The 15,920-nt window shown below is 35.0% G+C and carries 13 protein-coding genes; 7 read left to right on the top strand and 6 right to left on the bottom strand.

All coding sequences use genetic code 11. The features are described from left to right. Window positions 1-14: 14 nt before the first annotated feature. Entirely contained in the window at window positions 15-2,030 is a 2,016-nt protein-coding gene (gene ligA, locus ALGA_RS21895; RefSeq protein ID WP_096432994.1) for an NAD-dependent DNA ligase LigA, read from the bottom strand. A gap of 428 nt (window positions 2,031-2,458) precedes the next feature. Here ligA and ALGA_RS21890 point away from each other — a divergent pair, with 428 nt between their 5' ends. The 5 genes from ALGA_RS21890 to ALGA_RS21870 all read left to right on the top strand — a co-directional run bounded on the left by ALGA_RS21890 (window position 2,459) and on the right by ALGA_RS21870 (window position 8,099). Then, window positions 2,459-2,803 carry a LiaF transmembrane domain-containing protein gene (locus tag ALGA_RS21890; RefSeq protein WP_096432992.1) on the top strand — a complete coding sequence of 115 codons (345 nt, stop codon included), beginning with the start codon at window positions 2,459-2,461 and terminating at the stop codon, window positions 2,801-2,803. Between the two features lie 24 nt (window positions 2,804-2,827). Further along, window positions 2,828-3,541, top strand: a complete 714-nt coding sequence (locus ALGA_RS21885; protein WP_096432990.1) for a LiaF transmembrane domain-containing protein — start codon at window positions 2,828-2,830, stop codon at window positions 3,539-3,541. Between the two features lie 5 nt (window positions 3,542-3,546). After that, window positions 3,547-4,596: a sensor histidine kinase gene (locus ALGA_RS21880; RefSeq protein ID WP_096432988.1), complete on the top strand. Its 1,050-nt coding sequence runs from the start codon at window positions 3,547-3,549 to the stop codon at window positions 4,594-4,596. A 3-nt stretch (window positions 4,597-4,599) separates the two neighbouring features. Further along, window positions 4,600-5,352, top strand: a complete 753-nt coding sequence (locus ALGA_RS21875) for a LytR/AlgR family response regulator transcription factor (protein ID WP_096432986.1) — start codon at window positions 4,600-4,602, stop codon at window positions 5,350-5,352. Window positions 5,353-5,708: 356 nt separating this feature from the next. Then, on the top strand, window positions 5,709-8,099 hold the full coding sequence (locus ALGA_RS21870) for a TonB-dependent receptor domain-containing protein (protein WP_096432984.1): 2,391 nt from the start codon (window positions 5,709-5,711) through the stop codon (window positions 8,097-8,099). Window positions 8,100-8,165: 66 nt separating this feature from the next. Here the strand turns inward: ALGA_RS21870 and ALGA_RS21865 are convergent, their stop codons facing one another. Then, window positions 8,166-10,742 carry a T9SS type A sorting domain-containing protein gene (locus tag ALGA_RS21865; RefSeq protein ID WP_096432982.1) on the bottom strand — a complete coding sequence of 859 codons (2,577 nt, stop codon included), beginning with the start codon at window positions 10,740-10,742 and terminating at the stop codon, window positions 8,166-8,168. Between the two features lie 365 nt (window positions 10,743-11,107). Between ALGA_RS21865 and ALGA_RS21860 the strand changes: the two genes are divergently transcribed. Together ALGA_RS21860 and ALGA_RS21855 are read left to right on the top strand one after the other, a co-directional pair. Next, on the top strand, window positions 11,108-11,776 hold the full coding sequence (locus tag ALGA_RS21860) for a DNA alkylation repair protein (protein WP_096432980.1): 669 nt from the start codon (window positions 11,108-11,110) through the stop codon (window positions 11,774-11,776). 45 nt (window positions 11,777-11,821) lie between these two features. After that, on the top strand, window positions 11,822-12,157 hold the full coding sequence (locus ALGA_RS21855) for a cupin domain-containing protein (protein WP_096432978.1): 336 nt from the start codon (window positions 11,822-11,824) through the stop codon (window positions 12,155-12,157). Window positions 12,158-12,182: 25 nt separating this feature from the next. On the opposite strand, the gene ALGA_RS21850 is transcribed toward ALGA_RS21855, so the two are convergent. From ALGA_RS21850 to ALGA_RS21835, 4 genes are all read right to left on the bottom strand, one after another. After that, the gene (locus ALGA_RS21850; RefSeq protein ID WP_096432976.1) at window positions 12,183-13,184 is read right to left on the bottom strand and encodes a succinylglutamate desuccinylase/aspartoacylase family protein; all 1,002 of its coding nucleotides are present in this window, start codon (window positions 13,182-13,184) and stop codon (window positions 12,183-12,185) included. Beyond that, window positions 13,174-14,049, bottom strand: a complete 876-nt coding sequence (rimK, locus tag ALGA_RS21845) for a 30S ribosomal protein S6--L-glutamate ligase (RefSeq protein WP_096432974.1) — start codon at window positions 14,047-14,049, stop codon at window positions 13,174-13,176. The genes ALGA_RS21850 and rimK overlap by 11 nt, the downstream gene beginning before the upstream one ends. A gap of 16 nt (window positions 14,050-14,065) precedes the next feature. After that, the gene (locus tag ALGA_RS21840) at window positions 14,066-14,527 is read right to left on the bottom strand and encodes an ATP-dependent zinc protease family protein (protein ID WP_096432972.1); all 462 of its coding nucleotides are present in this window, start codon (window positions 14,525-14,527) and stop codon (window positions 14,066-14,068) included. 242 nt (window positions 14,528-14,769) lie between these two features. After that, window positions 14,770-15,606, bottom strand: a complete 837-nt coding sequence (locus ALGA_RS21835; protein WP_096432970.1) for a mechanosensitive ion channel family protein — start codon at window positions 15,604-15,606, stop codon at window positions 14,770-14,772. Window positions 15,607-15,920 lie beyond the last annotated feature (314 nt).

The following is a 15,920-nucleotide window of genomic DNA, read 5'->3' as shown; positions in this document are numbered from 1 at the left end:
CTAACTGCTAACTGCTAACTGTGCATTCCAATCATCTCCAGAAATTCATCTTCTGTTTTTATTCCGATGCCCAATTTTTCGACTTTTTCAAATTTGCTCGGGCCAACTTTTTCGCCAGCCAAAAGGAAGCTTGTTTTCTTCGATATGGAACTCACATTTTTCCCGCCGTGAAGTTCGATCATTTCCTTTAACTCATCTCTGCTGAATTTTGAGAAACTACCGGATATAACAATGGATAATCCTTCCAAAGTATTGCTGGCATTCTCATTTTCAACAATTTTCCTCTCCAATTGCAAGCCAAATTCTTTTAATTGGGCAATTAAATTTTGATGGTATTCGCCCGAAAAATATTCTACGATGCTTTCAGCAATTTTCACTCCAATTTCATCTACCTCAATTAATTCTTCGAGAGTAGATGCTGCCAATTTGTCGATAGAAGGAATCGCTTTGGCCAATTTTTTGGCCACTGTAATTCCAACATACCTAATTCCCAAAGCATACAAAACTCTTTCGTAAGGAACCTGCTTCGAATTTTCAATGCTGGTCAATATCCTCTCGGCAGATTTATCGCCCATCCGTTCTAAAGGAATAATATCTTCTTTAGTAAGACTATATAAATCAGCAATATTTTTTATTAATCCTTTCTGAAAAAGCAGGTCGATGGTTTCTTCGCCCAATCCATCAAAATCCATGGCGCGTCTACTAATAAAGTGTTCTATTTTTCCTTTAATCTGTGGCGGACAGCCCATATCATTCGGACAATAATGATTTGCTTCACCTTCTTTACGAACCAAATTGCTACCGCATTCGGGGCATTCCTCAATGTATTTAATTGCCTGTGCTTCCGCAGATCTTTCAGAGATTTCCACCCCAACAATCTTTGGGATAATTTCACCGCCTTTTTCTACATAAACAGTATCATTTTCGTGCAAATCTAAATTTTGAATAATATCTGCATTGTGCAAAGAGGCTCTTTTCACCGTTGTACCTGCCAATAGCACCGCAGTTAAATTGGCAACAGGTGTAATCGATCCGGTTCTACCCACTTGATAAGTTACTTTTTCTAATTTTGTGGATACTCTTTCCGCTTTGTATTTATAGGAAATTGCCCAGCGAGGCGATTTAGCCGTAAAGCCTAATTCCTCCTGCATATCCAGCGAATTTACTTTAATTACAATTCCATCAACTGGCACAGGTAAGCTGTCGCGATTTTCGTCCCATTCTTTAATGAATGCAATTACTTCGTCGATATTTTTGCAGATAGCTGTGTTTGCCGGAATTTTAAAGCCCCAATCTTTAGCGGCTAATAAATTGCTGTAATGATTTCGGGTCGGAATTTCTTTGCCCAACAAATAATACAAGTAGCAATCTAATTTGCGCTTGGCAACTACCGATGAGTTTTGCATTTTTAAAGTACCCGAAGCCGCATTTCGGGGATTAGCAAAAGGAGCCTCCCCAATTTCTTCACGTTCCTCGTTCAAGTCATTGAATACAGCAAAAGGCATTAATATTTCGCCTCGTATCTCAAATTCTTTTGGATATCCTTTACCACTTAATTGCAAAGGAACCGATCGTATGGTTTTTACATTTGCCGTTACATCATCGCCTTTTACACCATCGCCACGGGTGACAGCTTGAACCAGTTTACCATTTTGGTAAGTCAACGAGATTGATGTGCCGTCGTATTTCAGTTCACAGACATATTCCACATCGCCATCAATTAATTTTTTAATTCGGTTCTCGAAATCGCGGATTTCTTCTTCCGAATAGGTATTGCCCAACGAAAGCATTGGGTATTTGTGCTCTACCTGATTGAATTCTAAGTTGATATCGCTCCCAACACGTTGGCTTGGTGAATTGGGATCGTTAAACTCAGGAAATTTCTTCTCCAGAGTAATTAGCTCATTCAAGAGCATGTCAAAGTCGTAATCGCTGATGCTAGGCTGCGATAATACGTAATAATTGTGATTGTATGTATGTAATTGCTCACGTAATTCTGCAATTCGAACTTGTGCTTCTGCCTGATTCATAATTGTAAAGGTCTACCGTTGTGTGAATAGATGAGCTGTGTTTTCAATAGCAAGCCCGAATGGTAAAAATAGTAAACCTTGCGGTGATTTCGCAAATGATTTTAATGATTTTTGAGATGGAGAACAGTAATTGGTGATGTGCCTGATTAAGAGCTCTTAAGTGCAGTCGTGTGGTAAGCAATTACAGGTTTGAAGCGGTGGTGTTGAAGAATCCTTATTTTTGAATAACAGATGTTTCGTCCCGGTAGCCATAGGGATCGTTCAACATGACTGTCCAAGTGAAACTTTACTTTTCGGACACCCTCTTTCATTTTACACCATTCACCGATTTTTGACCACGCTTAACCGATTTAAGCAAGTAAATGCTTTGATTTTGCGCTACTTTAGAAGTAGAAACAAAGGGAATCGAAATCTTAAAGCATAATGTCATGGATGAAAATAAAAAAAATAAAAGTTTGTTTGTTGGCCTACTCCTAATAATTGTTGGGATCGTAATTGTTTTTGAACGACTTAACTATCAATCTAATTTTATTGAAATATATCTGTATCGATGGGAAGCCTTTTTAATTCTTTTCGGTGTATTACAGGTATTGATCCGCAGAAAAATTTTTGGTGGATTAATGGCAATTGCCGCGGGAACCTATTTTATGATGGATGATTTGTATTTTCTACCTCAAAATTGGGAGATTTGGTTTTTTCCAGTATTACTTATTATAGGTGGCATTGCATTTATTTTTGCTCCCGATTCACCTTATTGTTGTAAAAATAAATAAATTCATATCGTAAAATATTTCATTATGAGATCACAACATAAATCAAACCCAAACAACCGTGCGATATTCGGTATTTTCTTAATCCTTTTTGGATGTTTACTGGTTCTTAAAAATCTGGATTTTATTCCTTATGAATTAAGACATATTATCTTTTCGTGGCCATCATTATTACTAGGCTTAGGGGCTCTTTTCTTCTTCGGTAAAGAGGATAAAACAACAGGAGTAGCTTTGATGACCGTGGGTGGACTATTTTTACTCCCAACGATATTCGATTGGAGCTTTGATTGGCGAGGATTATTTTGGCCGATTATGCTTATTGCCATTGGAGTTGTTGTTATTCGCAAACGAAATGTTTGTGAATTTGATAAAAGGTCAGAAGTTGGATTTGATTCGGATTATATTGATGAATTAAATATTTTTGGAGGAGGAGAAAAGGTTATCAACAATAAAAATTTTAGAGGGGGAAAGGTGACTTGTATCTTCGGGGGAACTGAATTAAACTTGAGTAATGCAGCACTTTCCGAAGGCACAAATGTGATTGACATATTTACCATGTTTGGCAGTTGTGTTTTAATCGTACCATCCGATTGGGACGTTAAGGTTGAGGTATCTGCAATTTTAGGTGGTGTTTCGGATAAAAGAATGTCAACAACAAATTATATTGTAGAACCAAAAAAGGAACTAATCATTAGAGGTACTGTAGCCTTAGGCGGTTGCGAAATAAAATCGTATAAATAATTTAAATGCAACATCCGCTTTTAAAAAATCGTTTTGCTATTCCTGTTTATCTTGCGTCCTGGTCTTTTTTTGTTGCCATGCTATTTATTATTGGATGGTATTTTGAGGGAAGAACATCATACGATGCAGTGGTAAATGCCATTAGTTTTTCTTTTCCTTTATTGATTTTGGGAGCATGTATTTGGTATATTGTTGTATATACCAGTATTGAGAATTTGGGTGTTTTTCATTTTCTTTTGCATCATTTAACAGCAGGTGCTGTTGTTGTTGGGATATGGGTATCGGTGGCTTATCAGCTTAGGATTGTAGTTTTTGGTGCTTCAAGCGAAGGGCTGGATTATTTTCTCCCGATACATTGGCAGATTTTTATGGCCTTTGGCTTGTACGATTATATTGTAATTGTTTACTATTTAGTTTTATATTATCGAAATTTTCAGGACAAATTAGTTCACGAGTCAGAATTGAAAGAATTGGTGAAAGAAGCTGAGTTAACAGCACTAAAATCACAAATTAATCCACATTTTCTATTCAATAGTTTAAATTCGGTTAGTTCTTTAACTTTATCAAGACCCGAACAATCAAGAGAAATGCTTGTTAAATTATCGACTTACTTACGTTACTCACTCGCTCAGGATTTAAAGGAGTTGACGAATTTAAGCAATGAATTAAGTAATATACGTTTGTATATGGAGATAGAGAAAGTTCGTTTTGGGGATCGGTTGCAGCTTGATTTTGATTTGTCAGCAGATTGTGAGAAATTTAAAATACCAAATCTCATTTTACAACCATTGTACGAAAATGCAATTAAATTTGGAGTGCATGAAAGTCTTGAACCAGTTTGCGTAATGACAAAGTGTAGTTTCGAGAATGATTCATTAAAAATTAATATTAGTAATAATTTCGATCCCGAATCGATTCCTCCCAAAGGAAACGGTATTGGATTACGAAATATACAGGAACGCTTACATTTAATTTATGGTCGCACCGATTTGATGAGAATTGTAAAGAGTGAGAATCACTTTTCTGTTAATTTGGAATTTCCGCAAAGTAGTTAAGGTATGAGAACAATTAAAGCAATAATTATTGATGATGAAGCCTTGGCAAGGGATTTGGTTCGGTCCTATTTGGGAGCTTATGACGATATTGAAATTTTAGGTGAATTTTCTGATGGATTTCAAGGCTTAAAAGCAATTAATGAGTTACAGCCCGATTTGGTGTTCTTAGATGTTCAGATGCCAAAACTAAACGGTTTTGAGATGTTGGAATTACTTGATAAACCTTGTAATATTGTATTTACTACCGCCTATAATGAATATGCTATTAAAGCATTCGAACACAATGCAATTGATTATTTATTGAAACCATTCTCGAATGATCGTTTTCACGATGCGTTAAATAAAGTGAAGGATCGCATCGCAAATTCAGTGACGAGCGAAGATCAGATTGAGAAAATAAAAAATCATAACGATTCATCGGAAGAGTTATTGACCCGTGTTGTGGTAAAATCGCGAAATAAAATTGATATAATTGCAATTGATAAGATTAAATATTTTGAAGCCCAGGATGATTATGTCATGATCTACACCAATGAGGGCAAGTACTTGAAGCAAAAGACAATGAAGTATTTTGAAACTCATTTAAATCCGAATGAGTTTTGCCGGATACATCGTACTTTTTTGGTTAAGATCGATCAAATTGCACAATTGCAACCTTACGAGAAAGATCATTGGATCGTAATTCTGAAAACAGGGGAGAGTTTGAAGGTTAGTAGAAATGGGTTTAAGCAATTGAAGCAACAATTGGAAATCTGATCATCGAATGGGTAAGTACATACTAAGCATCTTTCTATTATGAATTGATGCTTTTTTTATATCTAAGAAAAACCATAATCTCAACGCATCATTTTCAGATTAAAATGGTAGTTCTTTAAACTATTATTCTTTTGTTAAATATGTTTTATTCTTAGTTCTTCCGAAGTGTGAGTTTGAAAAGGGGACTGAATTGTTATTTCTTTTTTTGCTGTGAATAGATGTAAATTGGTGATAAACCGATGGTTTGTGTTTGTAAGTAGATTATAAAGTTTTTTTATTATTTGCTTGTTCTCTAACATAAATTATTTACTTTTGTGCAACCCGATTTTAAACACTAACTAAATTACACACTACTAATGAATCTGAAATTTAATTACAGAATTGGATTATTGCTGGTCTTTCTGTTTCTTTTAAGCCCCACAGTGAATTCCTATGCCCAGAATAATACAAAAATTGCAACAAATTCTGGATTGAAGGGCACTATAATTGAAAATGAACGACAGAAAGCTCTCGAGTACGCAACTGTCTCTATTTATTCTTTACCTGATTCTTTACTGATAAAAGGTACAATTACCGATAGAAAGGGCGAGTTTGAATTAACAAATTTAGAAAGTTCTACTTATTTTTATAAAGTTGAATATCTTGGTTTCAAAAGTTATAAAAGTGGTTCAATTCTATTACGTGAAAATAAAACGCAATCATTGTCGAATCCAATTTCTTTACAGCCTGACACAAAATCCATCTCTCAGGTAGAAGTTACCGCGAATCTTGATTTTGCACGCATTGAACTGGATAAAACCATTTACAGTGTGTCAAATTCTCCTATCTCTGATGGAGGAACTATAAATGAGGTGTTAGCTACCATTCCTACATTGAATGTAGCAGCCAATGGAGACATTCAATTGCGTGGAAGTTCTGATGTTAAAATATTAATCGACGGAAAGCTGAGTGGTTTGTTAGGAATGAGCCCGGGAGATGTGTTGAGTAATATGCCTGCGGGAGATGTTGATCGTGTTGAAGTGATTACAAGTCCATCTGCAAAATACGATGCTTCTGGTTCTGCCGGAATTATTAATATTATTATGAAAAAGGAGCGTGCAAAAGGGTTTAATGGAAATGCTTCTGCAACAATTGGTACGATTAATAAACATTCAGGTCATACAGGACTAAGTTTACGAACCGGAAAAGTAAATTTCTCCGGATCGTACAGCTATCGAGACGATTGGTCAGGAGGGGATTATGAATTATCGCGATTAACAGAAATTCAAAATAATTTCGAGATCTTGAATGCCAGAGCTGATGTAGACTTAGGAACTCGAAGCCATATCGGTCAATTGGGAATGGATTATCTGATTAATGATAAGAATACCATGAGTTTTTCTGTTACCAATCGGAATGTGAAACAGAACAAGAACGGAACCTATAATTATTCCCGGAATTTAGTTACAAACAGCTCTTCTCCAACAGAAACATACCGTGAAAGTGCTGTTGATATTGATCTGGATTCCTGGGTGTACAATGCCTCTTATATTCGTAAGTTTGATCGAAAAGGACAGGAGTTTTCTTTTGATGTAGCCTATACAAGTAATAGTGCAGAAAATTACGGAAATTATACTTCTGAAGTAGAAGGAAATACTAGTGACTTTTTCAATTCGGACCGTGAGGAAGCAATTATTCAAATGGATTACACACAACCTGTAGGTGAAGTGGGTTCCATAGAAACAGGTTATTTGTACCGAACTAACGAGATAAAGTATAATGAACCAATAGATTTATCTACTGCGTTTAATTATAAAGAGAGTATTCATGGCTTGTATTTTCAGTTTAGTGGAGAGAAAGGTAATTTTGCATATCAGTTTGGTTTGCGATCTGAGTATTCGGATATTGAGACGAATAAAGCATATAATGACGATTATTTAGACTTTTTTCCTAGCGTGCATCTTTCTTATAAATTATCAGACAATAAGCAGGTATTACTAACTTATTCTAAAATGGTTTATCGTCCTGATTCCGGAATGCTAAATCCATTTCAAAATCTTCAAGATCCGGAAAATCAGAAATTAGGAACTCAAGATTTGGGTGCTTATTACACTCATATGCCAGAGTTTACCTTTATTTATAAAAGGGATAAAATAACCTATACGACAAATTTATATTATCAGTATAAGGATAATATTATAAAGCAGTATCGTTCTGTTAATGAAGATGATGTGGCAATTGTAACTTCTGAGAATTTAGGAAGCCTACAATATGCAGGTATTGATTTTAACATTTCTACAAAATTTAACAAATGGTGGAGTGTCAATTCTTATTTGTCGGGGATTTATCAGAAATATACCTCCATAGAAGAATTAGATTATCTAGGGAACGATGCTTATAGTTTTTTTGGAAAACTTACTTCCACCATGAGGATACCTAAATGGTTCAATTTTCAGACAACTTTAAGTTATGATTCTGATATGCCCGTTGCTCAAGGAAGTTACGATCAATCCTTTCAGGTTAATTTGGCGTTTGGTAAAAGAATCATGAAAGGCAAAGCAAGTCTGTCATTATGGATTTACGATGTTTTAAATACCAGTAAGTATAATGTAAATACTTCAGGAGACCGATTTTCTCAACAAATGAAGTATAAGTATGAAAATAGAACAGCAAATCTGACCTTTCGATATTATTTTGGGAAAAAGTACAATGTGTTAAAGACCAAAAAAAGAAGTAGTGGAGCTCATCATACAGAGAAAGATATTTAAATATGCATTTTATTAAAAAAAACCTCGTTCGTTAGAACGAGGTTTTTTTGTGTCTGGAGTTTTGGTTCAATTGATAATTATTTTTTTAGTGAGAAGATTAGTACTTGTTTGAATATTTAGTAAGTAAACTCCTCTTGGAAAAGAATGAACATCGATGATATGCTGTGAATTATTTATTTGTTTTTGGTAAACTATCGAACCTTTTAGATTGATCATTCGCAATAGAGTCGGCTTATTATTAGCTAAGTCAATTCGTAAAAATGTACTTGCCGGATTGGGATAAATAGCAATAGCTAATTCTTCTTCCACAAAATCATCAATATCAGTAACTGGTGCAACATTAATTGTCACTTTTGTCTTAACTGAGTGGCCACCATCGTCAAAAGCCCGGTAGGTGAAAAAGTCTTCACCACTGTAACCCGTATCTGGGATGTATTCAAATGATCCATCATCCGAAAGGAAAACAAAGCCATTTTTGCAGAACTCAGACAACTCTGAATAGAGTGAATTGCCATCAAAATCGAAGTCGTTGGATAAGAGTCCGTTTTCAGTATCAATGATCAAATTTTCGCCTTGATTTGTAGCATAGCTATCAGTATATGCAATTGGTTCATTATTAAATTCAACCAATCCATCTTTTACAACATAGTAAGATTGCTTTTTCACTTCCACATAATTAGTTGGTGCAGCCCAACTCCAAATAAAGCGGTTGCTTCCTTCCAATAATACATCATTATGAAGAATGCTTAGAGCTATACCATCAGAAATGGCTTCTTCTGTTTCTGGTGTGGCTCGATCGTCATTCATTACTTTTGTGTTAGCAGGATCGGTAACTTGCAGCAATGACCAGGGAAGATGAATGTCAATTGAATCATTTGAGATGATGACAGCATCCAAACTTGAAGGAGGTAATTCTGTTCTTCGGGTTTTTAAATTTCCAACATATTGTATTTCATGACTTTCGTTATTATTCTTCCAACGAACCAGATTCCATGAATCTCCATCAGTTGCTATGGAATGATAAAGCTGTTTGGGTTCTGAAACACCATGCCATAAACCGTATAAATCATAGGCTTGGGTTACGTATAATTCAGCAGAATAATTGGTGATACGAAGAGCGAATTCAGCTCTATTCGATATAGAATTTCCTGAAGGCAACATCGATTCACCTAAAGAAGCATCATAGCTGTCAATGGCTATCCAAATCGTATCTATATTCGAAAGTTCCTTCTCAAGCATCAAACGAATGTTGAAAAAATCAAAATCAGCTGCTGCAAGAACTTTTTTGATTGGTTTATCATTACCAAAATCTTCTAACTCGGAGTAAATGGTTTCTGATGGTCGGAATGCGATTAATCCAAAGTTCTGTTCGGCAGCGGTAACATTATGCCAAAGAATTCTTGCTTCAGGATTGAAATCAAAAGGATCCGTAATCCAGGTTCGTTTGAACCACTCATCTATCCATGAAAATTGTATTCCTCCTGCACAGCCAGCTTCCTCAATGTTATCAAGAAGTCTTAGGAAATTGAGTCCTTGTTCAATCTCAGAACAACCTCCATGATTCATTCCATTGGATGAATAATGTGCAATACCCCAACTTGAAGGAGTACCAATTTCGGCAATAAGAACTGGGAAATCTTTGTAATATTTTTTAAGATCGGTTATATAGCCGAGATAGCTGTTCTGCCCTAGTGGGTCGGAGTATTGTTGATAGTTGGGATCCTCGCTTATGAAATCGGGATAATATGGGTAAGCATGAAAGCTGGCAAAATAACCAGCAGGTGCTCCATCAAAGTTTAAATTGGATAAATCCAGTGATTCTTTATCTTCATCTGTTCCCGATTCTGTGGGGTGCGTTAAGGGATCCAAAGTAGGCCAACTGGAAATACTAACAGGACGCTCTGTGTTATAAGTGTTACGTTCGTATAGTACTAGAGATTCTAAATGCGATGTTGCCCAAACTTCGGATGGAGAAGCACTTGCTAACCTAAACACAGTGCCGGAAAAGGAAGTCTGGTCGGCATGTTTACTATTAGTTTCTTCAATCTCGTCAGGATGAATTTCTCTTCCAATAATATAAGACATTATCCAAGGGGATACATCAACAGTATATGATCCATATGCCTTTCCAAAACGGTGATCGATACTGTTATTTCCATGAATACAGTCAAGCATATCTTTAATTTCCTGATTGAATACATCATTTAACTCATGTAAATCTTTGGTGTACCCACCTAGCTCTTCTTCTAGCCAGACACCGTGCATTATATACATTGGACTTGCAGGATTTGCGTCGTTGAATTCTTTTAAAGCCTCGTAAAAGCGGGGGTAATGAAGCGTGTAGACTCTAATGCAGTTAAATCCAACATCATGAATCCCTTCTATCCAATTGGTATATTGATCTTTACTTGCAGCCAGTTCGCCGGGGAATGTGCCGGGAATTGAAACTCCAAGATTAATCCCTTTTATAAAAAAAGGGACGTAATTTTCTCCATTCCAAACGGTGAAGTTTTGTTTGTTCGTTGAAAATGGAACTTGAGTTTTATTTGGATCAATTTCCTCGGCTTGAGTGTTATGTGTCCCTAGAATAGATAGTGTTAGAAAAAATCCGATTAGTATTGTAAGGTATTTATTAGGATTCATTTTTGTTTAGTTCGTGATAATTTGAAGCGTAAGGTACAATATCTTTATCGTTTAATCTCCCAAGTATTATGTTTCCGAATAGTGCTTGTCTGATCTATGTAAAATACGCAATAACAAGGTGTTTGTGACAAATTGCGCTAGTGATTATAATTTAAACTTAATAAAAATAACAATCTTTACCTATTGACATTGCAATCATACTTTCTTAATTTAAAATTTAGAAAGACAATTAATATGATGTTTACTATGCAATGCAATCAAGCCTAAATCGGTTATGCTAATTTCTTTTATAATAGAGGATCTAATAAAATGAAAATAGTAAACCGAAATGCTTTAGGTAAAAAACGAAAAATCGCTCGTTGATAATGGAAACACAAAATATTGGGACGGATAAAATTGTAGAAATTTACAAGAAGAATGCTAATCGTGTGTTCGCAATACGAATGGAATCTTATATGAAAAAGCATTTTTCTTTCTTGGGAATTCCAAAATCTTTGAGAGCAGATATAAGCAAAGAGTTTTTACAAGGGAAAAGCAAAAGTAAGGAGATTGATTGGGAATTTGTATTTCACATGTTTGATTTACCTTACCGGGAGTATCAGTATTTAGCTTTGGAATATCTGCGTAAGCTTGAAAAAAATCTTCAGAAATCGGATATTGAGTTGATTGAAAAATTGATACTTACAAAATCGTGGTGGGATTCAGTTGATTCTTTAGCTCCTCTTGTTGGTGTTTTGTGTCAAAAATATCCTGAGTTGAAGAAAGAGATTCTGGAGAAGTGGATTTTGAATTCAAATATATGGTTGAAAAGGGTAACGATCATTTTCCAACTAAAATACAAAAACGAAACCGATACCGAATTTCTAAGCAAAGCAATTCTTTCAAATAATCTGAGCAAAGAGTTTTTTGTGAATAAAGCAATTGGTTGGTCTTTGCGTCAGTATTCAAAGTATAATGCTGATTGGGTAAAAGTATTCATTTCAAGACATTCATTAGCACCATTAAGTGTTCGTGAAGGAAGTAAGTACTTGTAAATTAAATGTTGATGATTTAGTGTAAACCTTTAATTAATAAAGAGTATGGACAATATTTATCCTGAAATGATTAAAAATCTTCCAGAAGTTGAGCTTCCTTATACTGGAGTTCGTGCTTGGCTGCTGCAAGGAGAAAATCAACAAATTGTATTCTTTGATTTTGATGGTATCGGTGAAATTCCCAGACACTCTCACGGAGCAAGATGGGGAATTGTGATAGCAGGGGAAATGGAACTCTGCATTGGGGGAGAAAGGACGATTTACAAAAAGGGAGATTGCTACAATATCCCTGAAGATGTTTTACATTCAGCAAAATTCATTAGTAGAACTATTCTTATGGACTATGTTTCAGAGAAAGACAGGTATACTATAAAAAAATAGCCAAACGAATTGGCTATTTTGTTTCTTATTCTACCAGATAGTCCGGAGAGATTAAATCATTATTAAATTCGTCTATTTGAGTTTCTAGGCTAACATGAAAAAGAGCATCCCCTTTATGCACCATAGGCGCTGTGTTTACGCAAAATACGTAACAGTCAAACGGAGCAAAAACTTTCTTTTCATAGTCTCCGTATGGATCGGTTATTTCTCCCAATATTTGTTTTTTAACCACCCAGCTTCCATTTGTAACCCGTAATTGAAACATCCCGGAATTGGGTGCTCTTAACCATTGAGCTTTAGGAATTACCACGGGAGATTGTTTTAATTCCAGATCTCCATCCTGTAATCCTAAATATTTCATCACGTTTACTGCTCCTTCTACTCCGCAACTTATAACTTCTTCATCCAGGTCATTCGATTTTCCACCTTCAAACAGTAAAATCGTTTTTCCCAAATTGCGAATGGTATCACGAACAGATTTAGAAATGTATTCGGAATTTAATATGAATGGCGCATTAAAAATTCGTGCAAGTTGCAGAGATTCTTCTTCTTTGGTGACACAACGGATCTGAGGGAAATTAGATCTGTCTGCTCCGCCAGAATGAAAATCGATCACATAATCAACTTTTGGCGCAATTTCTTTTGTGAACCGGTAGGCAAACTGACTTGCAAGAGAACCATTTAAATAGCCAGGAAACATCCTATTCAAATCTCTTCCGTCGGGAAATTCCCGGCGAAGATTTAAGAAGCCAAAAACATTAAAAACGGGTATACAGATAATCATTCCCCTTTTGGGCTTATTGTATTTTTTTCGAATAATGTTACGAACAATTGCAATTCCATTGACTTCATCTCCGTGCACACCACCCATTAAAAGTAAGGTTGGACCATCTTTTTTTGCCCGTTCAACAATTACAGGCACCCTAATACTATTTCGAGTGTGTAATTTAGCGACTTCCAATTCTAAGAAAGCACGTTCGCCTCTCTTAATTTCCTTACCTAGAATAGTAAACTTATCATTCAACATTTCTTTCAATATATCTGATTATTTGCTTCGCAATGTCCTTTTTTGTAGCCATTTCGATACCTTCCAAACCAGGAGATGAATTTACTTCTAAAACCAATGGTCCGTTTTCTGATTGCAACATGTCTACTCCGGCAATGCCTAATCTCATTGCTTTTGCTGCCTTTATTGCTGTATTCTCCTCTTCGTCCGTCAATTCAATGATGGTTGCAGAGCCTCCCCGATGAAGGTTTGATCTGAATTCGCCTTTTAAAGCTTGTCGCTTCATCGCGCCAATCACTCGTCCATCAACCACAAAAGCTCTTATGTCAGAGCCTTTCGATTCTTTAATGAACTCTTGTGCAATCACTCGGGCTTTTAGTCCGTTAAATGCTTCAATAACCGAAGTGGCGGCATTTTGAGTTTCTGCTAAAACAACACCTAATCCTTGAGTTCCTTCTAAAAGTTTAAGTACTATTGGAGCACCTCCAACCGATTGAATAACGTGATTTACATCTTTTGTGTAGTTTGTGAAAACCGTTCTGGGCAAGCCTACGCCTGCCCGCGATAAAACCTGCAAGCTTCTTAATTTATCCCGTGATTTTATTAGAGCTTCAGAGGTAACAGCAGTAAAGGTTTTCATCATTTCGAATTGGCGAATCACTGTTGATCCATAGAATGTTACAGAGGCACCAATTCTTGGGATTATAGCGTCTACATCCTCTAGATATGCTCCATTGTAAAATATTTTCGGATTCTTTTTTTCAATTTCTATAATGCATTTTAAATGATCCACAACAAGTACTTCATGGCCTCTTTTTTCGGCTGCTTCCACTAATCTTCTGGTAGAATATAGCTTAGGGTTTCTTGATAATATAACAATCTTCATAATATGTATTTAATTTTTATTGAATGCACTCTGAGTCGCTGCTGTTTTTTTGTTTCAATTTGAAAGAAATATTGCGCTTTGAGGTATCAACAATAAAATTTTTATTTAATAGTTTTCTTCCGATTAATATTGGATATTTCATTTCACTACGTTCACTTAAGGAAAGTTCAATTGAGAACTCCTTATTAAATAGAATAATGTTCGTTTGAATTACAAATCGATTTTCTGATTTCCCGAAGGAATTTTTGATTTTTTTCTTCTTGTAATTTTTTACAACAAACTCTTTTTCATTATAATCTGGATGTGATGGATCTAAAAGTCTGAATTTTAAATATCCCTCAGCACCTGTCTGGCATTCTTCAATTTGATGGCAATGAATAGAGGAAGTGTAAGCTCCAGTATCAACTTTTAAATCAATATTGAATAAATGTAAATCCGGAAAATCAGCTTTGTCAATTTTCCCAATGATTATTTTCATGTGAATAAAATTTCATTATTTTTTTGGGGAAGCTTTCAGCAATTTTAAATATACAGAAATTAATTGTAATCCTTCTTTTGATCTTCAAGCCTTCTAAACTTCACTGCAACTGATATGTATACCGATTTATCTCTCTCAATTAAAAAAATCACTCAAGCTTGTATTAAAGTTTATTTCGGTACAATAGGTTACAATTATTTAGATAGGCAAAAGGATACTATTCATAAGTTGGTTAATTAACATTATATTTCCTTTTTAAAATGAACATCCATTTGTGGAAAAGGAATTGTGATATTCTTTTCTGTAAATTTTCGATTTATTATTCGGCGAATATCACTTTTTACTTTACCAATTCTAAAAATATTTTTACTGAAGAATAGCAGCTGAAAATCCAATGATGAATTCCCAAAATTTAATAATCGTGCTTCAATTGACTCTCTTTCATCAATGTCTGGATGCTCAAAAGCACTTTCTTCCAATGTTTTAATAATTAAATCAACATCACTGCCATAAGCAACTCCAATATCTATTCTAAATCGTGTTTTTTTAGATTGATGACTCCAATTAATTACTTTGTTAGTTGTAATTAGTGAATTGGGAATAATGATGGAAATATCATCTCTGTTCAGACCTTTAGAGGTTCGCAATCCAATGCTTTGAATTTTTACAACGTCGTCATCAATTTCCAATACATCATCAATTTTTATTGATCGCTCGGAAAGCAGAATAATCCCTGAAATTACATCATTAAAAGTTTGTTGCAAGCCTAAGCCAACACCAACTAACAAGGCTGCAGAACCGGCAATAAGCACAGTCACTTTTATATTAAAAGATTCCAGAATAAGGCCAATAGCCATAACCCAAATTACATATTTTATAATCTGAAAGAGGGCATAAGTATTACCCGTATCAGTTTTTATAAATTTCTGCTTTCGAAAAAGAGCTTTCTTTATTAGGTAAAGAGAGAGTTTAGTCAGTACATAAATTAGTAAGATACTTACCAGTGTAAAGACTCTGATTTTATGATTGTCAATGCTTATGAGTTCAAACTCTAATATCTTGCTAATTGTTTCTAACATGTTCGGTCTTATTTTTGAATGCTGTTTTTGAAAGATCTTAATTTCGGAAATAAATTTCGCAAAAGAACTATTATTTTTTTATATAATCTGCAAAAGTTTCATGAATATTAATAATTATTAGTGCGGTTGTTATTAAAACAGAATTCTAAACAGAATTAGTTTGAGAAAATGAGGGATACAAATTGCTTATTGATACCCTGTCTTTCTTGCTTCTTTACCGCAAAATTGAATGTGTTTACCGACTTTTAAACTTTTTTAGGAAAAAATATTGAGTGCGAGCGGGCATTAGTGGTACCTTTGTGCGACTAAATGAA

Origin of the sequence: Labilibaculum antarcticum (genome assembly GCF_002356295.1) — a bacterium.
GTDB lineage: Bacteria > Bacteroidota > Bacteroidia > Bacteroidales > Marinifilaceae > Labilibaculum > Labilibaculum antarcticum.
The sequence above is the reverse complement of the archived record's forward strand: the minus strand, read 5'-3'. Positions and strand labels throughout refer to the sequence as shown.